Below are 22,825 nucleotides of genomic sequence, written 5' to 3'. Positions count from 1 at the left end.
GGTTTCCTAACTCCTAACTCCTAACTCCTAATTCCTAATTCCTATCCACCACCCTGAATACTCTCAATCTTGCCATCGCTCATGGCGACGATGCGGTCACCGAAATCGAAGACCCGGTTATCGTGTGTCACCACGATGACTGCCCGGTCCGGGTGAACGGTGGTCTTCTTCAAGAGTTCCATGACGTTTCGTCCCGAGCGGGCATCGAGGGCAGCGGTCGGTTCGTCACAGACGAGCAGGCGGGGATCATTGACGAGAGCGCGGGCAATTGCGACACGTTGTTGCTGTCCACCGGAGAGTTGTGCGGAATAGCTTCCGACCTTGTCTCCCAGTCCGACCGCGTCCAGCATTTCGGCCCCCTTCGCAATCGCCAGTTTGCGACGGTGACCACGGATGATCAATGGGACAGCGACGTTCTCGGCAGCTGTCAGTGACGGAAGCAGGTTGTACTGCTGAAAAACGAAGCCGATATTCTGCGCACGAAACTTCACCAGCTGACGCCCCTTCAGCTCGCGCCGATGTTTCCCGAGGAGAACGACATCGCCATCGGTCGGGTCCAGCAGCCCGGCCATGATGGAAATGAGTGTTGTCTTGCCACACCCGCTCGGCCCCACGAGCAGTGTCATACAGCCGTAGTTGATCTCCAGGTTGATTCCGGAGAGAGCCCGGACCCGAGCGTCTCCCTTGCCGTATTCCTTGGTGACATCGCGGCAGATGACAGCATAGTCGTCGGGGCTGTGGGCGGCAGGCTCGACGGTTCCCGGATGTGTAATCGTCCTGATCGCGGTCATTTGAACACCATCGCTGGTTCCAGCACAAGAACCTTTCGCAGGCTGAGCAAACTGGCAATCGAGACGATGATGGTCACAGCTGTCCCGGTAATCGCGATGATCTGCCAGGGGACGTACATCCCCCGCAGGTCGGCCTGTTTACTGAACTCCATGACTTCGAAGAAGGTGGCCGCAAGACCGATTCCGATTCCGAATCCCATGATGCCGACGACTGCCGCTTGAAACAGAATCATTCCAATCAGGTGCAGGTTGTCGACCCCCATGGCTTTGAGGCTGCCGAACTGCTTCAGGTTCTCGAGCGTGAACAGGTAGAACGTTTGACCGGCAATCGCTGCCCCGACGATGAATCCCAAAGCGACGGTGATTCCAAAGTTCACCGGAATTCCTGTATGAGTCAGGTAATAGTCGGTGTTGAACCAGAAGAAGTCGTCCCAGGACATCGCTTTGAGGCCGGTGGCCTGTTCAATCCGGCTGCAGAGATTCCGGACGTCGACACCGGGTTTCGATTTTGCCAGCACGAAGGAGAGAGTGTTTCTTTCTGCAGGGGTAAAAAGGGTTGCCTGGCTGTAGCGGGTGTAGATCACCGGGAAAGTCTGGAACGGCGGAGTGACGTCGCAGATGCCGACCACCACAGCCCGGCGATCATTCATATCCAGCGTCCCCCCAATCTGCATCGGCTGCCCCGGGAAGAGCTGTCGAAACCCGGCAGCATCAATGATCACTCCGTCCGGTCGACGCAGATCGGCCACGTTCCCCTGCAGAATGTTCCGAGGAGCACCGACAAGAGAGGTGTCATCCACGCCGATCAGAATGGATTGTCGAAAGTTCCCGTCTGTCGTCCGACAACGGACGAGCCCCTTATACAGGCGGACCGCCCACTGGACACCGGACACGCCACGCACCTGATGCAGGCGGGTCTCGGGCATCGGACGGATCTCGTCGATATTCTGCTGGGCCTTGTCCATCACCCAGACGTCAGCTTCGGTCACATCGAGAATCTGACTCGACGTCCGCCGCATCAGTCCGACAAAGATGGACGCCTGCTGGGCAATCAGGAGAGACCCGAACGCGACCCCAAAGACGATTCCCAGATACTTGGTTGCGTCTCCGGTCAGCATTTTCCAGGCAAGCCATTTCATGACTGGTGCTCCTGGCCGTCCACGATGGAACGAAGCCCCCCGAGACTGAAAGTCAGGATCTGCTTTGTGAGCAGTTCGAGATCAAAGAGTTTCTGATACTCATCTTCCCCGATCAGCAGTCGGCCAACCGGACGGTGATACCTGTAAAGGAGACATTGAGCCACGATACTGAACGCCTGCAGATGTTTCTGCATCTGCGAAGTGTCGGCAGGCAGGAATTCGCTGACAATGCTGATCAACTGAGAGAACATCGGACCGATGTAGCTGCGAACCAGTTCCACGCAGGCCTGGGACGGATGAGCCATCTCCCGCATCATCAGTTCAATCTGCCAGTCAGGGCGATCATCATCCAGGACCATCGGGAGCAGGTGCTGGAGAAACTGCTTCAGTTTTTCCTCGGGAGAGGTGTCGTCGGTCCAGTCAAACTGGGGAGGGTCTCCCTGCCGACAGGCTGCGATACGGACAGCCTCAATATAGAGCCGTTCCTTATCGCCAAAGTAGTAGTTGACAGCGGCAATGTTTGCTTCCGCTCCGCTGCAGATTTCGCGGACAGTCGTCGCCTCAAAGCCTTTCTGTGCAAAGACTTGTCCTGCAACGTTGAGCAGTCGTTGGCGAGTGTCGTCCATACGCGGTTCAGAAACACCTATTTAAATCAAACGTTTGTTTCAATTTGATATTATGTCCACGGGCCGCACCGAATTCAAGTGTCTTTCGCGAATTGCATTCGCGGGTTCCCTGTACCAGTTACGCAACATGTTCTCCTCAATCACATGAGCAGCTCATTTTTTGAAAAATATTTGAATCACTTTTCTGGCGACCGGACAACATTCAATAGATGCTGATGAGTGCGGGCTTCGGTTCGGGATGAGTTGCCACGTTCCATGTTCAACGATTTTGATCTCGAAAACCTGGAGTCCGACCTCGGCGACCCCTCGCGGGAAGCTGAGTTTCTGCGTCGGCTCGCCGATGCGCGGCGGGACATCCTGGTTTACGTCATGTCGATCGTGGGCAATCGAACCGATGCGGATGACGTCATGCAGGAGGTGTGCGCCCTCCTCTGGCAGAAATTCGATGAATTCGATCCCGACCGGAACTTCCGGAAGTGGGCATTCGGCTTCGCCTTCAATCTGGCGAAGACTTTCGTCCGCAATCAGCGTCGTCGTCGCGGATATGGAATGAGTGATCGCGCTCTGGCGAAGATTGCATTCGTGCAGTCTGCCGGGAGCGAGCTCTTCGAACTGCGGCGGGAGTTGCTGGATCAGTGCCTGGAGAAGCTGCGAGCGAAAGACCAGCGATTTCTCATGGAGTGCTACGATGACCGCACCACGCTCGTCGATTACGCCAGTGCTCAGAAGATTCCGGTGGCGACCGTGTACACGCGTCTGCGCCGCGTCCGGGAGCAGCTGGTGGCGTGCATTAACCGCAGCCTCGGCCGCGAGGCGAACGGTTAAGCGGCCCCATTGGCTGTTCATGGAAATCCTTTGCCTTTGAAGACGTCTTTGACAGCTTGAATTCCCCTATGCCCTCCGGTCCTGATTCCCTTGCTGAAGTTCGCCGACTCGCGTACGCCATGTTCGATGGTGTGATCGATGCTGCTGGCGTCGAACGACTCGAATGCCTGATCCTCGACGATCCAGCGTGCCTGCAGACCTATGTGGAGATGGTCAATCTGCATGGAGACCTCTTCAGCAAAGCGGACCTGAAAACCGATCGCGAGGCCGTCCTGGCGGTTTTAAGAGACTTCACCCAGGCGTGTGAACGGCGAGAGAAGAATCGCCGAAGAGCGCTGATTACGGCACTTGCAGCCTCCGTCCTGGTGGTCGGCAGTGCTGTCGGGTGGATGTTCTTGGGGAACACCGATTTCGCGACACCCGTCGGCAGGCTTGCTCACATGACCAGCAACGCTGTGAGCAACCAACGGAAGATGGAACTGGGACAGATCATTCGGAAAGGAAAAACAATCTCCGTTAAGGAAGGGGTTGTCAGTTTTCAGCTCGAGGATGTACTGCTGGACCTGATTGGTCCCGTGGAATTGAAGCTCGAAAGTTCCAAGGTGGTGCACCTGAAGAGTGGGACACTGGCAGCCTATGTCCTTCCGGGAGGGGAAGGGTTTACAGTCCGGACGCCGGATGCCGAAGTTGTTGACCAGGGAACCGAATTCTGTGTGCGTTATGACCCAGTCCGGGGAACGGATGTCGCAGTCCGTCGAGGAAGAGCTGTTGCCAGCCTGCTCAATTCGCAGGGGGCTTCGACCATGGAAGTCGATCTGACCAGCAGCCGGTCCGCTCACCTGAATCTGACAAGATCCCTGCTGGAAGAGACCATTTACGAACCACAACAGTTTGAACCCATTGACCGGACCCGTGGAACGATTCGATCTATGACGGGACAGCTGCGCACGCTGGTCGATCCTCCTGCGTCCCTGCTGAGTGAAGAGACTCCCACCCCCAACCACATGCTGGTGATCCAGGAACGCCAGAACGTGAAACTGGACCGGGACCTGACCGTCGAGGGAGTGACCGGGAGAGCTGTGATTCCCGCAGGCACCACTGTCAGCAGCTATCTGGTGCACTATGACCCGACCGTTCAGGCCATTTATTCGCCCCGCGGGACGATCAAATTCTTTGGAAAAATTGGAGCAGCGATCAGCAGTGCCGATGCGTTGAACGCGACGGACGAACAGTTCGGGCTTTCGGAAACTACTTACGAAAAGCGAACTTCCCGGGGTCTCGAAGCGGGTGCGGACGAAGTTCGGATTTCGGAGGCTGGAGAGGCAGTGTCCTTTTTCTTTGGAATGTCGCCTCCTGAATATCTCGATCAGGTACGAGTTCTGGTCATCGCCGGAAAATAGAGGTTTATTGTTTTGCGAACCCTTTCAGGCAGGTTTTGAGCATTCCGCTGCCAACTGACTCAGGTCTTTCAACGTCGAAGGTGTTCTCATGTTATCGATTCATTCTCGCAGAAGTTCCGGATTCACGTTAATTGAACTGCTGGTGGTCATTGCCATCACCGCAGTGCTGATTGCCCTGCTCCTTCCGGCGGTGCAACAGGCCCGAGAGGCAGCCAGGCGTTCCCAGTGCAACAACAATCTCAAGCAGATGGGGCTGGCACTTCACAATTATCACGATCTGCATCGGGTGTTTCCTCCCGGTGCTGCGTGCGGCCAGTTCGACCCGAGTCAGCCTGACCGATATGGATTCTCGTTCTGGATTGGGCTGCTTCCTCTCATTGATCAGGCGAATGTTTTTAACAAGCTGAGCACCAGCAGTGCCAGCTATGGTCTCATCGGCACTGATGTGACGAACAGCGATGTCTTAAACGGAGTCTTCCCCCCCTATATGTCCTGCCCGTCCTCACCTCTGCCTCGTCGATATATCGGTGGAGAAGTTCCACGAACAACCTCTGGCGTCGCCCTGGCTGCTTACGTGGGGATCATGGGAAATTCCGACCTGCTGACTTCGACCAGCAGCAACTACGGGATTTACTCCAGTTCCGGCATTCTGCATCCCGGAAGCCGCGTGAACTTCAAAGATGTTACCGATGGTACGTCGAACACCATGATCATTGGCGAGCAGTCCGATTTCTCGACAGATGGGCAGGATGTTTTGAGAAGCGGAGCGAAATATGGAGCCTGGCTGGGATCGCAGCGTCCGAATTATCCCGGAATCGACAACAATTACTGGCCCGCAACCGGTGCACCGGGCGCAGGTTTCAACGTGACAGCGGTCCGGTATGCGATCAACTACCGACCGCTCTCGAGCACCGCAAATGGAGCCTACGGTCTGAACTTTGCCGGAGCGAACAACCCCATCATCTCGGCCCACACCGGGGGAGCGTTCGTGCTGCTGGCAGATGGTCACACACGGTTCCTTTCGGCGTCGACCGACCTGCCGCTCGTCAAGAACCTCGCAGCCAGGTCGGACGGGAATGTCATTGGTGAATACTAAAGCCGCCGGGTCAAGCGGATGCAGTCGAGTCAGAGTTTACAACGAGCGAGCGTTCAAACAATCACCTGCCAAAGGTGAAATTTCTCGAAGAAAGTTTAAAGGTGCTCAGATGTCATTAGGTCATTTTCGCAGACGTTCCGGATTCACATTAATCGAACTGCTGGTGGTCATTGCCATTATTGCAGTGCTGATCGCCCTGCTGCTTCCAGCGGTGCAACAGGCCCGAGAGGCGGCTAGACGATCCCAGTGCAACAATAACCTCAAGCAGATAGGACTGGCGCTCCACAACTACCACGATCTGCATCGGGTGTTTCCTCCCGGAGCTGCCTGTGGCCAGTTTGATCCGAGCCAGTCTGACCGTTACGGATTTTCGTTCTGGATCGGTCTGCTGCCACTGATTGATCAGGCGCCTGTTTTTAACAAGCTGACCTACAATCACGGTTATGGTCTTATTGGCACCGACCCGTCAAACAGTGCTGCCTTGAATGGAGTCTTCCCGCCCTATATGTCCTGTCCTTCCTCGCCTTTGCCTCGTCGATATATCGGTGGGGAAGTCCTGCAAACGCCCTCTGGCGTCGCGCTCGCTGCCTATGTGGGAATCATGGGGAATGCTGATCTGCTGACCTCGTCCAACGGTTTCGGGATTTACTCCAGCTCGGGAATTCTGCATCCGGGAAGCCGAGTCAATTTCCGGGACATCACGGACGGCACTTCAAACACCATGATTATCGGTGAGCAGTCCGAGTTCTCTGCTGATGGACAGGATGTGTTGAGAAGCGGCGCGAAATACGGGGCATGGCTGGGAGCTCAGCGCCCGAACTACCCCGGCATCGACAATACCTACTGGCCTGCCACCGGCGCTCAAGGAGCAGCCTTCAACCTGTCGGCGGTTCGATACGCCATCAACTACCGACCGCTCGCGAGCGTAACAGCTGACGGGACCCTTGGGCTGAACTTTGCCGGGGCCAATAACCCGATCATCTCAGCACATACCGGGGGAGCATTCGTCCTGCTGGCGGATGGCCACACACGTTTCCTTTCCGCTTCGACCGACCTGCAGCTCGTCAAGAACCTCGCAGCCAAGTCGGATGGGAATGTCATCGGAGAGTACTAACCCCGCCTCCAGCGTGTGATGGCAAGAGAACAGCGGTACGGAGACGTGATTTCGAACTCCGTTTCCGGCCGCTTTTGTGACGGAAATCAGGTCCTCAGTGAAAAGTTGTCTGGAACAATCGATATGAAAACTGGATGCACATTGCTCCTGCTGGTCTCGATGGGATTCTTTGTCGGTTGCGGATCCGGCGAGCCACGTCCCGTCGTCGGAAAACTCCGTGGAACAGTCACCTTCAAGGGCGCGCCGGTGACAGACGCGAATGTGACATTCGAAGACCGGAAGCTCGGGCAGCTCGCCTCTGCTCCGCTGAAAGCAGACGGAACCTACGAAGTCAAAACCGGAGAAGGGGGCCTGCGGGTCGGAACCTACTCGGTGTGGCTCGTCCCCTCCGGGCAGGCTGCGCCCTCCATCGACAACATGAATCCCGCTCCCGCAGCTGATCGAAAAGATATTCCGAAGAAGTACCGGGACGGGGAGACCAGCGGACTGACGGTCACCGTTGAAAATGGGACGAATGCATTCGATGTCAAATTGGAGGAATGAACCCGACTCCGCTTTCACATCAGGATGTCATCTCCCCTGCATCGGTCCCAGCCCGACTGTGGTGGTGTGTCCCAACGGGTACTTGTCCAGCAGCATGCGGATATCTTCCAGGGTGAGGGCTTTGACTGCTTCAAGATCGTCGCTCACGCTGCGATATTCCTGACGGGCAAGCCAGTTGTTTCCCAGGCTCGCCAGCCGCCCCATCGGACGTTCACTGGCGAGCACCAGACGTGAAGCGACTTTATTGCGAGCCTGTTCGAGTTCGTCACTCGTGGGGCCGTTTCGATTGAATTCTTCACAGATAGCAGCGATCCGCTGCAGATTGGGAAGCGTCTCTTCCGGCTGGCAACACAAGTAAGTGACCCAGGCGCCGCTGCCGTCGAACTCGTTGAACCCCAGGTCGGCACTCTCCGCCAATCCGGTCTCGACAAGTTCCCAGTACAGCCGCCCTGCTCCATCTTCCCCGACAATTGTGCCGACAATTTCGGCCGCAAGCCGAAGATCACTCTGAGCGGACGGCGCGGGCGCCATCTGCATCACATGCTGCTGGTGCATCTGCTCGCGATGTTTCCAGAGTTCGGACGGTGCCGGTCTGGCCTCTTCGGACACGCGTCCGGGGGTTCCTGTCTGCCAGCTGCCACAATACTTGCGGGCCAGTGCGACCAGAAAATCCCAGTCGAGATTCCCCGCAGCTGCCAGGACGAGATTCCCTGCTCCGTACCGGTTCTGATGATATGCCTGCATCTGCTTCGCGGAGAGGGCGGTGATGCTCGCGGGTGACCCCAGCACACTCTGCCCCAGCGGGTGTCCGGAGAAGTGCTGCCCCATGGTCATTTCGTAGACATTGAACGCTGGCATGTCATCGTACATGCCAATCTCTTCGAGGATCACTTTCTTTTCGGTGTTGAAGTCATCTTCCCGCAGGCTGGGACGCATCATGCTGGTCAGCAGCTCAAACGTCCTCTCCAGATATTCCGGAAGGATCGATGCGTAGTAGACAGTGACCTCTTCACTGGTGCTGGCGTTATAGCTGGCGCCCACTTCGTCGAAGATGCGGTTGACATCTTCTGCCGAAAATCGCTCGTCCCCTTTGAACGCCATATGTTCGAGGAAATGGCTGACTCCCGCCACTTCAGGTTGCTCATCCCGTGCCCCGGTTTTGACGAAGAAGCCGATCGCTGCACTGTGTGCCTGCGGCTTGGTTTCCGCGACGATATCGAGTCCGTTTTCCAGTGTCGTGTGATGAAATTGCATGAAGAGTCGAGAGTCCAAAACTTGAAGATTCAGAGTGGATGCAGCGAGCGGAAGTGGTCGATCCCCGGATACACACACAGTATGATCGGGAGACTGACGTTGTTCCGCTCGCCTTGATATTCAGGTTGCCATGTTGTGGTGATCAGAATTCCGGAACGATTTCGCCGCCGTTGATCGTCGACAGTGCTTCGATCACGCTGGGGTCGACGTCCTGGCTGATGGTGCGGACAGCTCCGTCTACCAAAAGGATATTCGTTCCTTTCTTCGTAGGAGAACCGATGCCGTCCGGTCCGTTCAGATAGGGTTTCTTCGTGAAGGGGCGGATGGTGCTCGGTCCCCCTTGTCCCCAGGGAGTCACTTCCGTCGATTCGCTGACCATCATGGTGTTCGAAGTGCCATCCCGGATGTCACGAAAACGGGTGGGGCGGTCGTAACCGAAGACCCCTGCTTTCGCGTCAGTCACAGGCAGATTCGGTCCATCTTCTCCCAGCCCGGCAATCCCGACATAGTTGGTCTTCCCGAATGGACCTTCTCCCTGGTTGGTCTGATTGGGATTCAGGAAGATGGGAACATGGTTCTCCAATGCATCTTGATTCTCTTCTGCCTGCCAACCTTCCTGCCGGTCGATCTTATTGTAGAGTCTTGCCTGATCGACATACGGCAGCAGTGACACCATCCAGCTCAGTTGTTCTTCCGGTGTCTGCAGACTGGCGTTCGGAATGGTCCCTTCAGGCAGCTGGACGTGGACATCATGGTAGTTATGAATTGCCAATCCGATCTGCTTCATGTTGTTTTTCGACTGGCTGATGCGGGCCGCTTCCCGTGCATTCTGAACGGCAGGGAGCAGCAGAGCTGTGAGGACGGCAGTCGTGCTGACTCCCATCCCCGGTCCGACCGCACCGCCAACAAACGGGATCCCCGGAAGTGACTGCCGGGAGAAGGCCTGCCATCCGTTCTCGGTATTTGTCGCCACCCCCACATTGATAAACAGCGGCTGCACGACGAGCTCCGCGGGGGGGATGGATGCAGCATCAACGGGCATCCGCCAGGCTGGGTGAACTGTCCTGGAATTCCTCATTCCCATTTCGACAGCACTCAGCAATGTCGGAGCCAGTCCGACCAGAATGCGGTAGGTACTGGCAGGATCGACGATCTGCAGGGAAGTCATCTCCTGCGGGAGAATCTCAAGCGATCCCGCGAGATCATCAGCGATCGACCAGCTGTCGAGCCGCCCATTCATCCTCATCAACTGTGCATCCACCGACTGCGGCAGCAGGCCGAAGATCATCCAGTTTTCGCCGATGGAAAACGTCGGAGTGATGAAAGGGGCTTGAGGAAATTCCATGCGGAAGTCGGTACGGTCTTCCTCATCGAATTTTCTGATCACGATCTGTCCAGGACGTTGACTGTTGGCTTCGTCCTCCAGCTTGCTGAGCAGCTTTTGCATGCAACTGATCAGCTTGTCCTGATCCGCAACCTGCGTGAGCGTTACGGTCCCCAGACCGAAAAGGCTTTGCGCTGTGTCGGCATACAGACAATGAATCCCGCCGAACGAATTCATCAGATCCGGCAGCGAGAACCCAAATTCTTCTTCGAATTCGGCCAGACCTTCGTCGATCTTTCCAGCATCGCCGTTCGGGGCGAGTTCAGCGAAAGATCTCGCAATCTGCAGTAAGGAATCGACGGCTTTTCCGAAGTCGAAACTGAATGCGATCACCCCCGCATTCTGCAGTGGAATGGCCGGCAGGTCTTCGATGGTGAACGTTTCCTGATCCATCAGCGCGAGCAGTCCGGTTCTTTCACCCGGGGCACTGATATTCATTTCGGTCCACAAGCTGTCTCCCAGATATCCCGAGAGCAATGCCGCGTGATCGAGCGTGTGCAGTCCCAGAATTTCGAGGATCTGTCCGATTGTGGGTGGATCCTTGTCGGGCTGTTCCGGAAGCGGCACCTTTTTGTCAGCGAAAGACTTTCGCAGCGACTCGAAATCGACCCAGCTGGTCTGCATGACGTCGAAATCATCGTCCACTTTCGAATACTGCCCCCAAAGCCGATGCGAGGTGATGTTCGGACGCTCTTCATCGGCAACGGCCAGCGACCTGGAGATGGCGTCCATTCCCACCGCGAGGACGAGACTTTCCCCCTGCTTCCACCAGCCGAGTTCCGCCAGTGGAGTCTGCAGATCGACGTAACGGACCGCGCGGCCCTTCACCTTTGTCTGCCGGACTTCAATTTTCTCGTCGGACATCCGGGTGATCAACGTTTCAAGCAGATCGATCCCCTCAGCTGCGAACGGAACAACAATCGTTCCCCACACCTGCGCCGGGCGATCCTTCGGAGCATCGACGGAAATGGCGAGAGAGAAACCGTGTTCGACGAGATGCTCGATCACACCCGCGAGTCCAGCGGACTCTTCATTCTCACTCAGCGATTCCAGCAGCTTGTCGTAGACTTCAGCGAGTCCACTCTCCACGATGGCCTCATAGGCAGCGGTCTGCTGATAGGCTTCTTCGTGCCCGGCATTGCCGTCCACGCGGAGATAAAAGACGGCATCCGCTGGCAACAGTTCGGCCGGCGTCTTGATGGTCGCTTTCTTCTGGGCATAGCTCCAGCCTGCGAAGGTCGTCAGACCAATCGCCACACCGACACACAAATACAACCGCAGCCTGTTCGCCACCATAATTCGCCCCTGACTGAAGGTAGGAAATCCGACCGTGAGAATCTTAGCAGAACTTCTGCCTGGCAGTGAGTCGTGAAGGCGAATCCTCTCGTTAGCGAAAGGGACTCCGATGCTTCAGTCACTCCGCCGGTTTGACCTCAGGCGTCGCTGGGCGATCCCGCTCGGTCTGCGTTTCCTGAATGAACTCCCGGATGCGTTCCGGGTCGAGGTACTTTGTAGCGGACTCCCGCACGGAGCTGCAAAGACGTTCAATCCTTGCTTCCGCCACCTTGTCTTTCGAGCGACGGGCGGACTGGACCGCCTGCAGACGGATCTTTTCGATCCGGGTGAAAAACTGTTCCTGAGTCGGCAGCTTGCGTAAATCAGCCAGGAAGCTGTCGACCGCCTCCCAGTTGTTGTTTTCGATCGCAGCTTTGGCCCGGAGGATCAGCACTTCGCGGGTCGCCATGATGTCAACCAGCTCCCCTTCGAGTAGTTGAACTTCCCCTTCAACGCTCAGACGAACACGGTCATCGGGAGTCTCCAGCTCCAGGCGGGGGACGACGCCCGGCAGAATGGGAACCCGGGCCAGTAACGCAGTGCCGCTGTAAACGTGTAACGACTTCAGTTCACCGCGCGGGCTGGCAGGGATTGTGACGATGCCCCTGCGGTCTGTCATCAGCTCCTGCGGAGCGACGTCGGTCTGATCAGCGGGGGGAACCTGTGGCGTGACCAGGCATCTTGCCCCCACCAGCGTATTGTCCCGATTCCCACGCGGGTAAATCAGAATCTCCGTGGAGGGCCATTGCGGTTCAACTCTCATGGCGAGCACTTCGACGCGTCGACGCGAAGCCGGCAACGGATTTCGAAATGGGGAATACGATTTCAGCACCGCGCGGGCCCGGTCGACCGATTCCACTTCCAGATAGGTCCAAGCCACAGGCTGGACGCTGCGGACCTGATCACGTTTGTCGAGATGTCGCACATAGGGAGTGAGGAACATCCCCGCAGTGATCGGTGCTGAATCGGGATTCGCCGTGGTGAATTCGCCTGCCCGGATCGTACTTTCAATGTTGCCCCCCTGCGTGGTGTGAATCTCGATGAGGGGACGAAAGAGACTGACCACCAGGGCAGCCAGATCGGCAGGGAGATCGCGACGATCGGAAAGGGACACTTGCTGCAGATTGCCGATCGACTGCGAACTGCGATCCCATTCCCGGCCAGCGATGACGATGTCACTTCCCTCTTCCGCAACCACAATCCGCAAGACCTTATCGAATCGCCCGGTGAGCCATTGTGCATCCGCCTGGGCAGACGTGAGCTTTTCGAGAGATGACACTGACATGACGCCCGGTTCGATTTCGACCGTCAGATTCCACATTCCTCCAAAGTGCGACTTCAGACGCTGTTCGAGCTGACGGCACCACGCTTCCAAAGGAAGCGTGCAGGAATGCGGAAACGAGATACCGATCCGCACCTCATACGGACGCTGTCCCCATGGGATGTGGGCCGGCGTGGCGGAAGGAGCCGGCTGAATCGCAGGTGTACTGACCAGCTCGTCTGCGTGCGCAACGGCAGCGATTTCCCGGAACAGTTGAACTGACAGCCCGAGAGCAATGATCACACCGAGTGCAGTTCGAAGGACAGTCTGCTGCTGTAAGAGCCTCATTGAAGGGTCTCCCGATACCAGGGCTCGAGAGACCACCGGTCAATGTCGTCATAGCATCGAATGAATCGCTCCGGGAACCCTTGAATGTTCTTGCGGAGGATGAAGAACTGGTCGACTTCCCAGAGCGGAACGAAAGCGCCGTCGTCATAAAGATGCTTGTGCAGGAGCTGCAGGGCATCGACCGCGCGAGTCTGATCACCGGTCCGGTCGACCTGCACTAGTTCCTGCTTGATCCAGTCCGGGTAAGCCTTCAGGCTGTCAATGGTGGCATGCTCTGAGAAGGCGAGAAACGGCCACATTTCCAGAACGGGTTCGGTCATCTCCAGCGTGCGATACAGGATATCCCATGCCGGAGGTGCCGGTTCATTCGCGAGTACAACCTGAATTTCCAGACCGAGGCGGCGCCACGTCCGGGCGATCTCCTGCGCAGCCTGCGTTGCAACTTCACCGGGAGCGACTACCATCGTTAACGGAGGGATCGAACCCTTCAGCTTCTGCCGGGCCGCCACCGTCAGCGCGAACGCGTTGGAAAGATCGAACCGGCGGGGAACCACCGTCGGATTGCGGGCGGGATTCTTCGATGAAAACGGCGTCGTCACCAGTCGACCGTGTCTGGCGCGGGGATCCCGCAGGACGATCTCTTTCAGGATCTGCTCGCCGTTCACGGCATATGCCAGACCTTTTCGAAGTTCGCTCACCCGCATCGGGGCGCTGGCCGGATTAAACTGGAGCACATGCGTGACCGGAATCAGTCCCGGCTGAATAAAGAAGCTGCGATTGAATTCCGCATCCTCCTGCAGCGTGCGCACTTCGATATCCGGAAGGCCGCTCGCCATGGAGACCTCTCCCTGCCGCAATCCGCTGACGACCTTCGCAGCGGAGTCGTATCGATGTTCCACCACTTCCGCGACGTGATACTTGCTCAGCCCGGTCGGTTCCGGAATGACTCGCACATATTCGCAAAGTCGGTCTGTCTGATTCACCAGCCGGAAACCACCGGGATCAGCCAGCAAGAGAGGGGAGGAAGTTGTCGGGTCCGGGACAATGAGACTCAGGTCTGCCAGCAAGGGCTCGACGCGTGGAGGGACCCGTTTCCAGATCAGCGTGAACTCGGTCGGCGATTTGATGTCCGCAGATTCAATGAAGGCGGCGAGACGCTCGTCATACACGGGGTTCGCGGGATCAAGTCGCTGCAGAATCGGTGCAACAATCTCCTGAGCGGTGACCAGCCCCTGCATCTCTGATGGCTGGCGGAACCGGCGTAATTGAAAATGCAGTTCCCGCCCCAGATCTCGAGGTTCCCATTCATCGAAGAAGCGGGTGCGGTAGTATGCGGTCCCATCCCGTACACGGCTGACTTCGAACAGGGACAGCTGAGTCAGTTGTTGCTTTCGCAAGTCTGCGGGAGATGGAAGCGGATACGCCACGCATTCACCGGGGAGGTCCGTCACACCGACATGCAGGCGCTGATAGCGGCGCGCGAGCTTGCCATACGGCCCCTTCAGTTCAGCTGTCGGGGGCCAGGTCGAAACAGCCTGCTCCGCCAGTAACAGCGAGGCTCGCAGGTCGCCGTTTTGACTTGCCTGCGTCGCCTGTTCCATCTGTGAGGAGGCCTGACGCGAGAGCGTCTCAGCATACTCGCGGTAGACTGGGTGATCGGAGAATCGGCGTCGAAGAGAATCCAGGAAATATTGAGCTCTGGCGAGCTGCCCCTCCTTGAGCGCCCCTTCCACAAGTTGCCGGGTGGCATCTCCCATCAGTCCCGAGACCGCGGGATTTCCGCGATCCCGGACAAGAAGTTCATTCAGCAGGACAAGAGCAGCTTCCGGCTGGTTTTCTTCGAGCTGCTGCTGTGCGTTCATCAGGAGCAGTTTCAAACCGGCCTGTCTGGCACCGTCCCAGTCGGGCTGATCGCGTTCGACTCGCGAAAGTAGTTCGAAGGCCTGATCGAGCTGCTTCTCGTTCAGCAGCGCTTCCACGCGCTTCATGCAGAGATCTTCGTGATGAATGATCTGCTTAACGAGCCTGACTGGGAGCTTGAACTCCAGGCGGGTCTCCCCCTGCCCCAGAATCACCACAAAACTGTTGAGTGTTTCCAGCTCCCGGTCGAGCTGTTCTCGCTTTTCTCCCAGCACCTTTCCGCGTGCTTCCAGAGTCTCGCTGATTTGCTGCTGACGCTGTTCAAGCGTCCGAGGGCGGGGTGAAAGGGGCTCGACCACCAGAACATCGTCGTTGTTCAGAACGATCCAGTCATGCGGCTTCTGCGTCAACAATTCTTCCGCGGTCGGAGTCTTCATCTCCTTCAGCTTGGGAAGCTGATCAGGAACTGAGGGCGACGCTGCAGGTGACTCCGCTGGGGGATTCGCCGGTTGATCCTGAGCGCACGCTGCGATCGGTCCTGCGATGCAGGTGATCATGAACGCGGCGATATGCAGGAACCGGGGCACTTCAGAGCGATCCATTCCCAGAACCAACAGACTGTTCAATTTCCCTGTCCGGCAAGCTCTCGCCGACAGAGATTCGGATGATGGAACCATCCGCGGTTCCGACAAACAGTTTCTCCCCGAGCAAGAGCGGCCCGAGGTTCAATGCATTGGCAACATTCACGTTTCTGACCACCTGACCATCCGCCGGATTAACGAACAGAACGCTTCCATTCCGCAATGCGAGGACCAGCTGACCTTTCAGTTGTCCGACGCCAGCGAGTCCAGTTTTCTCCAGCTGAAGGCTCCATCGGGTCATCAAGCCGGCAGAAGGTTCCAGCGCGTGCAGTTGCTGTGAGTCTTCGATCAGCACCAGGCCTGAGGCGATATGAGGCGGCCCAGTCAGCGGCTTCGCGAACTGGCGTTTGCCGCGTGATTCGAGCCGTTCAGCGTCGAACAGATGCACGGTGCCCGTGTGATCGGCCACTGCCAGCAGCCCATCACCGGTCGTTGCCGGGAGTTCAACATTCGCCTCCAGATTCACTCGCGAGACTTCGCCGAGATACGGCGGGGAGTCTGGATGGAGGCGGAGTTGAATCAACTGACCCTCGGCCGTCACCCCTACCGCGAGATTCTCCGCGACCGGTAACACGTTCAACCAGCGTTGGCTTTGTCCGCTGGGGAAAGTGAATGGCTGGACGGGAGGTTCGCCGGAACTTGGAACGACGAACATGGAATCCGCCAACGGAAACAGGATCGCTCCCCCCAGTCCGCAAGGGGGCGCCTGTGGCGGCTGCGGGAGAAGTGTGGTCGATTCAATCTGACCGGATGAGTTGATGATCCATTGCCGAGGTTCTGTACCGCCAGCGGCAACAGCGATCCGGTGATTGCCAACCGCAGCAATCTTGAACGGTGCCCCCAAGCTGGGGGCAACGGGCAGCCGCACGGTCGGTTCGAGGAGGAACTTTCTGCCCGAGACTTGTGGTGTCGTGATTCGATAGGTTTGTCCGGAATCATTCACGGCACAGAGCGTTTCATTTCCCCCACTCGCTGACATCCAGGCAGAGATGGGGCTGCCGAGGACCACCTGCCAGTCGCTTTTCATTTCGTCACGGTCAGTCCGGGTCAACGTGACCGCGTGGCTGAACGGTCGGCGACGGGCGTGAAACAGGAATCCGGACAGGAATTGCAGCGGTTGTGTGGCGATCCCGATGCCGATCGGCTCACCCTCGAGTTGCAGCGAATCGGTCGTGAGTCTCAGCCGGCTGAGTGCAGCAGTCGCCATCCAGAGTTGCCGGTCCGGCCCCGGGAGAAGATAAGCAGCCCCGGACTGTTTCCCTTCGCTGACATACACCGGTCCGCGTGTCAGCGGAGGCTGCCCGGCGTCATCCGAGAGTGAGAAGACCGTAATACGTTCTCCCGTGGAGGGAACAAACAGATCTCGCCCCCGAACCACTGGTGCATCGAGGACTCGCCCGTTCACCGCCGCTGTCGTGACGGGGCTCAATTCCTGCGTCTGCCCAATCACTTTGAGTAAATGCAGCGTCGCTCCGCTGACACCATTTTCAACTGCGATGAGGTAATCAGCAACCGACAGTAACGGGGCCTGAATCGAACCGGCCCCCTGCCCCAGATCGTACACTCCCTGACACGCCAGCGGTCGCGTGTTGACGGTGTACAACACTTCTTTCTCACCAGCCGCCACCAGCCGCCCGCTCTCACCCAGTTCGATCAGCGAACCGACCGGCTGTGAGAACTTCAAGGATCCAGTCAGCTCTCCGCTCTGAACAGACAGTGTCAGAAGTTTGCCGGACCGGGTGGGCACATAAAGTGTTTCGCCGCTGACGATCGGTTTGCCGTTGAGGTCATCCTGCAGGGGCTGCCGCCAGAGGAGTTCGCCTGTGTTGCGATTGAGTCGTACGATCTCCTGAAAGTTGGTGTCGAAAAGAATGACGGCCGGTTGCAGCGGATCGTTGATAGGAAAGAACGGGGAATGAAATCCGATGACGCGTCGCCACAGCGGCTGTCCGGTCACCATTTCAATTCCGTAGCAACAATCCTGAGCGACCAGAATCAACGCCTGTCCGGCAGCCACTTCATCCGTCCGTGTCCGTCCCAGAAATCCCAGCGAGAGAACATCCGTGGGCCAGTCGTGATCGGTTGTCAACGCGGGCTGGGACACTTGTTCCGCAATGACGTCATCACGTTCATCAATCAGCATCCGCTGCATCCGTTCCACGACTTTCTTATCCGTGGTGAACTGCGGATACCGGGCTAGCAGATTGCGTCGCAGCTGCAGCGCCTGCAAAGGAGCATTGGCCGCCAGTGCAGCATCCATCCCTTCGAGATGTTCACGATAAACGTCGTCCCGCAGAATGAGTCCCTGTGAGGCCCGCTGCGCCTGTGCGATCTGTGCCAGACTTTCCGTGGGAGGAACTTCCTTCGGGGAGTAGGTCGTCAGGAGCGTGCGGGCTTTGTTGGAGATCTCCAGCAATTGCGGTTCATAACGCTTGCCTGCCGATTCCGCGGCTCCCAGAGAGATTGTCCTCGCGAGTTTCGCAAGATCCGTATGCAGCGAGTTGAAGCCATCCACATCTCGCTGTTCCTCGATGAACGCCTGCAACTGCTGCAAGCCTTCAGCATATTTCGGGGTCGCCCCTTCGATGAGTTGTCGGATTTTCGAGAGTCCGAGCAGTCGCTGGGCTTCGAGTGTCAGCGGTTGGCGCGGATGGTGTGTGATGAACTTCTGAAGCGATTCGATACTCGCCCGATAGTTCCCTTCATCATACGCCTGCCGGGCGACGGTGAATTCCTGCTGTGTCGTCTGGCGCAGAGAGATGAAATAGAAAATCGCTCCGACCAGCAGCAGCACGGCCGCTCCAATCCCGAGCCCCAGAACCAATGGAGAGGTGAGCAGGTCCTCTTCGCCGGGCCGCGTCTGCCGGGATCGGTTTGACGCTCCAAGTCGCGTGCTGCGAGGAGCGGCGTCCGGCTTTTTTGGAGCGACTTCCACCGGGGATGACTCGACGACTTCTACTTCTTGAATTCCCGCAGCACGCTCTTTTCGTGGAGACGCTTTTGCCTCGCCACGGGGAGACTCTTCGGCTTCAGGGAGGTGCCGTTCAAAGGGATCGACAGCCGGAAGTGGAGGAGCGGGTGAGGGAGCTGCGTTTTTTCGGGGAGGGGAGGGAGCCGGTTTGCTTTGGTTCTCGAAAGTAAAACGGATGTCGACCGTTCCGATTCGTAACAAGTCTCCCTGCTTCAACTCCGCCCGTTGACGCGGGATGCCGTTGACATCCAGTGGTGCTGCCGAGGCGGCAACTGCTTCGAAGCCCCCCCTGACCCAGCTGATCCGGCAATGCATGACCCCTACATCCGGCTCGTCAATTGCGACGTCATTCGACGAATGACGGCCGATGGTGATCGGGGTCTGCTTCTTCAACTCCCGCCGCTCAGCGTCGCCATTCGCATACTGGATTTCGATAAACGCCATGCGAGAATCAGACCTGAGAAGGGAATGCGGGAAACGACGTCAGACTCAGATTGTGGATGCGGCGTACGAGAGAAACGTTCCGAACCTGGACTTTTCCACTCGCATTTCAGGGAACCCTCTGTGTTCGCAAGTGACCCTCTCGGGAAGACACGATTCCTCAGACAGGACGATTTGAGCGGCGCAACGCCATTCAGACAGGAGACTTCAGGATGCTACGCCTCTTGTCACCGAGTGTCAACGAGTCGCATCCCGGCAACGTCGACGGGCATTTGCCGATAAGTGCCATCCCCTTCCGCGCCGCCATTCCGCTAGAATCGCCCGAATTGCAAGGAAGCGGATATGGCTCTTTCAACTCGTCAGCAACTACGGAATTCTCCCCCGTGGCAGATTGTCGTTCTGCTGGGAGGAGACTCCGCGGAGCGTGAGATCAGTCTTCAGTCCGGAGCGGCAGTGGCAGCTGCGCTCAGAGATGCCGGGCACCGCGTCGAGCTGCTCGATCCGCGCGATCAGGATCCGGCGCGATTTGACTGGACGGGAACCGATGTTGCCTTCATCGCCTTGCACGGCACGCATGGTGAGGATGGACAGATTCAGCAGGTCTTCGACTCGCTGAAGATCCCCTACACGAGCAGCGGCGCCGATGCCTCGTGGCTCGCCTTTCACAAACTGGCCGCTAAGCAACGCTTCCTGCAGGCGGGTTTACGAACGCCCGAATACCGCGTCGTGAAACGTGACACTCCACTTTCCACGATGAACGCTCTGGCGGACGAGCTGAGGTATCCCCTTGTCGTGAAACCGGAAGCTCAGGGATCGAGTCTGGGAGTTTCGATCCTGACCAGCCCTGAGCAACTGAACGATGCTGTCGCCAAGGCAATGGAGCTGGACGACACCATTCTGCTTGAAACGGCCATCCCCGGACAGGAGTGGACCGTTCCCGTGCTGGATGATGTGGCACTCCCAGCGATTCGCATCGGAACCGCACACACCTTTTTTGACTATGAAGCAAAGTACCTCGACGACAACACCCGGTACGAAGTTGTGACCGACTGCGATGATCCCATCGCCCGTGCGGTCCAATCGCTCTCACTCTCGGCGTCGCAAAGCCTGGGATGCTGCGGTGTGAGTCGCGTTGACCTGCGGGTCGATCCAGCGGGGGATGCGTGGTTGCTCGAGGTCAATACTGTTCCCGGCATGACTGATCACAGCCTCGTGCCGAAATCTGCACTTGCCCACGGCTGGTCGATGTCCCAGCTCTGCGAAGAAATCATCCGATCCGCCCTGCGATAGAATTCATCGATCATACCGCTTCGGTAAGGAATGCCGGTGGTCCACTCCCGACTGCTGCGGGGGACAACTCGTGTCGATGTCACCTGAACGAGTTGACACGTTCGGCCGATGGCGGCCCGGTCTCAACGATTCGATTTTGAAAGTTCACGCAGACTGCCGAAACCTCCGTCATGGCAAAGTCCACCAAACCTCGACAACCGGCTCCAGTGGAGGAATCGCCCCCCGCTCCGGTGGGACGTCGACGATGGTGGCTGCGGCCCGGCACGATCATCTCCTTTCTGTTCGTGATCGCAGCAATTGGACTCGCCAGCGTCCTGCATCGGGTTCTGCCGGACCTGACGGGGCGTCCGGAATACCAGTTCCGGATGGAAGAAACCCGAATCACTCCTCCCAATGAATGGGTCCCCAAGGGGATTCTCTCCGAAGTTCTGGCGGGTGCGGACTTGCCCGAAACGGTCTCACTCCTCGATCCTGAGCTATGCCGGAAAGTTGCAGAGGCCTGGGACCGGCATCCCTGGGTGAAGCGGGTCAATTCGGTGCGGATCACTTCTGAACCAGCACTCGTTGTGGACCTGGAATATCGGGCACCAGCCGCCTTCATCGAAGTTCCGCAGGGATTTTATCCTGTGGATGTCGACGGCGTGTTGCTTCCGCCCCGCGACTTCTCGATGGCAGCGACTTCCCGACTTCCGCACGTTCGCAACATCACCTCCACCCCGACGGCCGGAGCGGGACATCCGTGGGAAGATGTCGTGGTCAGTTCGGCTGCGAAGCTGGCTGCGGTTCTCGCCCCCCAACAGGACCTGAAGCCTTACTGGGAGAAATTTCAGCTGAAGTCGATCGTCGCACCGGTGCTCCGGGAAACGCCACATACAGCAGACCAGTTGACCTTTGAACTCGAAACGGCCGGAGGAAACCGCGTGGTCTGGGGGAAAGCCCCCGGCTCGGACACACTTGAACCGACTCCGGAAGTCAAGCTGGCCCGACTGGCGGAATACCAGTCCCGCTTCGGCTCCCTCGACGGAGTGAATGGCCTGCATCGCATCGACATCCGGCTTTTCGACGGCATCTCGCTGCAGCCACTCGATGACTTCATGTACCGCTAATACGTGACAGTTCCTTGCCACGACGACACTCCGAGCTGAGAGTCCAGAGCCGGCGAAATACCGAGTTTCCTGTTCTGGCCCCACGACTGCTCCCAATTTCTAAAAGGCGAATGCCGTCCCTGTCGGTCCGGCGACTCTTGCAGTTCGCCATCGGGTTCCGGAGAATCGTGTCACCGCGTCGCACGAAGTGTTCGTCCTTTCTACTGTCCCAGCGAATCTGACAATCAAGAGTGAACCATGACCTCGAGCTTCAAAAGCTGGACACTGGCAACCGGATTCGGCCTGATTCTTCCGTGGATCGCACAGGGGGCAGAACCTGTGGCGGTCAAAGTGATCGCCGAAAACTTCGACAATCCATCCGGCGTTGCCGTTCAGCCTGAGACCGGAGACATCTTTGTCGCCACCCATCTGGGTGTGATGCGGGTCTTCCGTGATTCCGAGAACAAACAGCTGGGATGCAACTTCGAAGTGGCCCGTTATCCCTCGGACGTTTATGGGAAAGGTCCGAAGTACGAGATCGGTCCGCTGGGCCTGGCAATGATCGGCTCAGGTCAGCTGGTGGTGGGAGACGGCAGCCGGATCGACGGCGAAGAACTGATCCGCATCTATGCTGTCGGTGACAAACCGCTGGCGACGCCGCAATCCGAGCCCTGGGCAGCCCAGACTCTGGGACCGATCCCCGCTGGGGAAGCCTCTGCCAAAGGAGAAGGGAATTTTTACGGTGTTGTCGCCACGAAGAACGCGATCTATGCCACTGCGAATGGTGATGACACCAAGGGATGGGTCGTGCGATCGCTCATCCAGGACGGTCAGTTTGGAACCCTGGAGCCGTTCATCGCGACCAAGACCGCCGTCCATGTGGACGCCCCCTGCGGGATCACAGTCAATCAGGCGGGTGACCTGGTGATTTCTCAGATGGGTGAAATCTCCGCTCCCGGCGACAGTCTGCTCACGATCTACGACTCTCAATCCGGGAAGCTCAAGCACAGCTACACCACCGGCCTCAACGACATCATTGGCATCGCCTACAGTCCGGACGGGCGACTCTTCGGCGTGGATTTTTCCTGGGTGAACCCCAGCCAGGGGGGACTCTACGAGTTGACGATTGCCGATGACAAATGCACAGCCCGCAAGATCCTTGATCTCGACAAGCCGACTTCGCTGACCTTCGATGCAGAGGGATCACTGCTGGTGACATTGTTCGGGACAGCTGAAGAAGGATCCGAACAGAAACCCGGAAAGCTGATCCGCATTCAACAGACGGATCTGAAGCCTGCTCGCTGAAAAGTATCATCCACGGTGTCCCAGACGGGGAGGCGACATCATCCGTCGAGCTCCCGAGGCATTCCCCCGAATCACGTTTAGCTGCACACTTCAAGTGTGTAGCTAAACCGACGTTG

16 protein-coding genes are annotated in these 22,825 nt (G+C 57.7%); 8 read left to right on the top strand and 8 right to left on the bottom strand.

What is annotated here, in order from left to right; genetic code table 11:
- Window positions 1-41 precede the first annotated feature (41 nt).
- From SH661x_RS04630 to SH661x_RS04620, 3 genes are read right to left on the bottom strand one after another with little or no spacing between them, the layout of a single operon-like run.
- Window positions 42-791 (bottom strand): ABC transporter ATP-binding protein, encoded by a 750-nt coding sequence (locus SH661x_RS04630; protein WP_437228470.1) that lies wholly within the window; start codon window positions 789-791, stop codon window positions 42-44.
- Window positions 788-1,930, bottom strand: coding sequence for an ABC transporter permease (locus SH661x_RS04625; RefSeq protein ID WP_437228468.1), 1,143 nt, complete (start codon window positions 1,928-1,930; stop codon window positions 788-790). Before SH661x_RS04625 ends, SH661x_RS04630 begins: the two co-directional genes overlap by 4 nt.
- Window positions 1,927-2,556, bottom strand: coding sequence for a CerR family C-terminal domain-containing protein (locus SH661x_RS04620; RefSeq protein ID WP_437228465.1), 630 nt, complete (start codon window positions 2,554-2,556; stop codon window positions 1,927-1,929). Before SH661x_RS04620 ends, SH661x_RS04625 begins: the two co-directional genes overlap by 4 nt.
- A gap of 255 nt (window positions 2,557-2,811) precedes the next feature.
- Between SH661x_RS04620 and SH661x_RS04615 the strand changes: the two genes are divergently transcribed.
- From SH661x_RS04615 to SH661x_RS04595, 5 genes are all read left to right on the top strand, one after another.
- Window positions 2,812-3,381: a sigma-70 family RNA polymerase sigma factor gene (locus SH661x_RS04615; RefSeq protein ID WP_437228462.1), complete on the top strand. Its 570-nt coding sequence runs from the start codon at window positions 2,812-2,814 to the stop codon at window positions 3,379-3,381.
- A gap of 68 nt (window positions 3,382-3,449) precedes the next feature.
- The gene (locus SH661x_RS04610) at window positions 3,450-4,781 is read left to right on the top strand and encodes a hypothetical protein (RefSeq protein WP_437228460.1); all 1,332 of its coding nucleotides are present in this window, start codon (window positions 3,450-3,452) and stop codon (window positions 4,779-4,781) included.
- An 88-nt stretch (window positions 4,782-4,869) separates the two neighbouring features.
- The gene (locus SH661x_RS04605; protein ID WP_437228458.1) at window positions 4,870-5,877 is read left to right on the top strand and encodes a DUF1559 family PulG-like putative transporter; all 1,008 of its coding nucleotides are present in this window, start codon (window positions 4,870-4,872) and stop codon (window positions 5,875-5,877) included.
- Window positions 5,878-5,986: 109 nt separating this feature from the next.
- On the top strand, window positions 5,987-6,991 hold the full coding sequence (locus SH661x_RS04600) for a DUF1559 family PulG-like putative transporter (protein ID WP_437228457.1): 1,005 nt from the start codon (window positions 5,987-5,989) through the stop codon (window positions 6,989-6,991).
- A 123-nt stretch (window positions 6,992-7,114) separates the two neighbouring features.
- A complete protein-coding gene (locus SH661x_RS04595; protein ID WP_437228455.1) occupies window positions 7,115-7,534 on the top strand; it encodes a hypothetical protein in 420 nt (139 codons plus the stop codon).
- Between the two features lie 27 nt (window positions 7,535-7,561).
- Here the strand turns inward: SH661x_RS04595 and SH661x_RS04590 are convergent, their stop codons facing one another.
- The 5 genes from SH661x_RS04590 to SH661x_RS04570 form a co-directional block, all read right to left on the bottom strand.
- Window positions 7,562-8,788, bottom strand: coding sequence for a M16 family metallopeptidase (locus SH661x_RS04590; protein WP_437228453.1), 1,227 nt, complete (start codon window positions 8,786-8,788; stop codon window positions 7,562-7,564).
- Between the two features lie 142 nt (window positions 8,789-8,930).
- Entirely contained in the window at window positions 8,931-11,468 is a 2,538-nt protein-coding gene (locus tag SH661x_RS04585; RefSeq protein ID WP_437228451.1) for a DUF1559 domain-containing protein, read from the bottom strand.
- A 118-nt stretch (window positions 11,469-11,586) separates the two neighbouring features.
- Window positions 11,587-13,116 (bottom strand): hypothetical protein, encoded by a 1,530-nt coding sequence (locus SH661x_RS04580; protein WP_437228450.1) that lies wholly within the window; start codon window positions 13,114-13,116, stop codon window positions 11,587-11,589.
- Window positions 13,113-15,602, bottom strand: coding sequence for an ABC transporter substrate-binding protein (locus tag SH661x_RS04575; protein WP_437228448.1), 2,490 nt, complete (start codon window positions 15,600-15,602; stop codon window positions 13,113-13,115). Before SH661x_RS04575 ends, SH661x_RS04580 begins: the two co-directional genes overlap by 4 nt.
- Window positions 15,565-19,032 carry an outer membrane protein assembly factor BamB family protein gene (locus SH661x_RS04570; protein WP_437228446.1) on the bottom strand — a complete coding sequence of 1,156 codons (3,468 nt, stop codon included), beginning with the start codon at window positions 19,030-19,032 and terminating at the stop codon, window positions 15,565-15,567. Before SH661x_RS04570 ends, SH661x_RS04575 begins: the two co-directional genes overlap by 38 nt.
- Window positions 19,033-19,371: 339 nt before the next feature.
- Between SH661x_RS04570 and SH661x_RS04565 the strand changes: the two genes are divergently transcribed.
- From SH661x_RS04565 to SH661x_RS04555, 3 genes are all read left to right on the top strand, one after another.
- The gene (locus SH661x_RS04565; RefSeq protein ID WP_437228443.1) at window positions 19,372-20,319 is read left to right on the top strand and encodes a D-alanine--D-alanine ligase; all 948 of its coding nucleotides are present in this window, start codon (window positions 19,372-19,374) and stop codon (window positions 20,317-20,319) included.
- Between the two features lie 170 nt (window positions 20,320-20,489).
- Window positions 20,490-21,425, top strand: a complete 936-nt coding sequence (locus SH661x_RS04560; protein WP_437228441.1) for a cell division protein FtsQ/DivIB — start codon at window positions 20,490-20,492, stop codon at window positions 21,423-21,425.
- Between the two features lie 237 nt (window positions 21,426-21,662).
- Complete coding sequence (locus SH661x_RS04555; protein ID WP_437228439.1) at window positions 21,663-22,709, top strand: hypothetical protein; 1,047 nt, start codon at window positions 21,663-21,665, stop codon at window positions 22,707-22,709.
- Window positions 22,710-22,825 lie beyond the last annotated feature (116 nt).

This window comes from Planctomicrobium stercoris, assembly GCF_051465655.1.
Taxonomy (GTDB): domain Bacteria; phylum Planctomycetota; class Planctomycetia; order Planctomycetales; family Planctomycetaceae; genus Planctomicrobium.
This window is presented reverse-complemented; position numbering and strand designations above follow the sequence as displayed.

What these genes read in the sequence shown, in the direction of transcription:
- SH661x_RS04630 (WP_437228470.1), bottom strand. Translation starts at nt 791, where the DNA reads ATGACCGCGATCAGGACGATTACACATCCGGGAACCGTCGAGCCTGCC.
- SH661x_RS04625 (WP_437228468.1), bottom strand. Translation starts at nt 1,930, where the DNA reads ATGAAATGGCTTGCCTGGAAAATGCTGACCGGAGACGCAACCAAGTAT.
- SH661x_RS04620 (WP_437228465.1), bottom strand. Translation starts at nt 2,556, where the DNA reads ATGGACGACACTCGCCAACGACTGCTCAACGTTGCAGGACAAGTCTTT.
- SH661x_RS04615 (WP_437228462.1), top strand. Translation starts at nt 2,812, where the DNA reads ATGTTCAACGATTTTGATCTCGAAAACCTGGAGTCCGACCTCGGCGAC.
- SH661x_RS04610 (WP_437228460.1), top strand. Translation starts at nt 3,450, where the DNA reads ATGCCCTCCGGTCCTGATTCCCTTGCTGAAGTTCGCCGACTCGCGTAC.
- SH661x_RS04605 (WP_437228458.1), top strand. Translation starts at nt 4,870, where the DNA reads ATGTTATCGATTCATTCTCGCAGAAGTTCCGGATTCACGTTAATTGAA.
- SH661x_RS04600 (WP_437228457.1), top strand. Translation starts at nt 5,987, where the DNA reads ATGTCATTAGGTCATTTTCGCAGACGTTCCGGATTCACATTAATCGAA.
- SH661x_RS04595 (WP_437228455.1), top strand. Translation starts at nt 7,115, where the DNA reads ATGAAAACTGGATGCACATTGCTCCTGCTGGTCTCGATGGGATTCTTT.
- SH661x_RS04590 (WP_437228453.1), bottom strand. Translation starts at nt 8,788, where the DNA reads ATGCAATTTCATCACACGACACTGGAAAACGGACTCGATATCGTCGCG.
- SH661x_RS04585 (WP_437228451.1), bottom strand. Translation starts at nt 11,468, where the DNA reads ATGGTGGCGAACAGGCTGCGGTTGTATTTGTGTGTCGGTGTGGCGATT.
- SH661x_RS04580 (WP_437228450.1), bottom strand. Translation starts at nt 13,116, where the DNA reads ATGAGGCTCTTACAGCAGCAGACTGTCCTTCGAACTGCACTCGGTGTG.
- SH661x_RS04570 (WP_437228446.1), bottom strand. Translation starts at nt 19,032, where the DNA reads ATGGCGTTTATCGAAATCCAGTATGCGAATGGCGACGCTGAGCGGCGG.
- SH661x_RS04565 (WP_437228443.1), top strand. Translation starts at nt 19,372, where the DNA reads ATGGCTCTTTCAACTCGTCAGCAACTACGGAATTCTCCCCCGTGGCAG.
- SH661x_RS04560 (WP_437228441.1), top strand. Translation starts at nt 20,490, where the DNA reads ATGGCAAAGTCCACCAAACCTCGACAACCGGCTCCAGTGGAGGAATCG.
- SH661x_RS04555 (WP_437228439.1), top strand. Translation starts at nt 21,663, where the DNA reads ATGACCTCGAGCTTCAAAAGCTGGACACTGGCAACCGGATTCGGCCTG.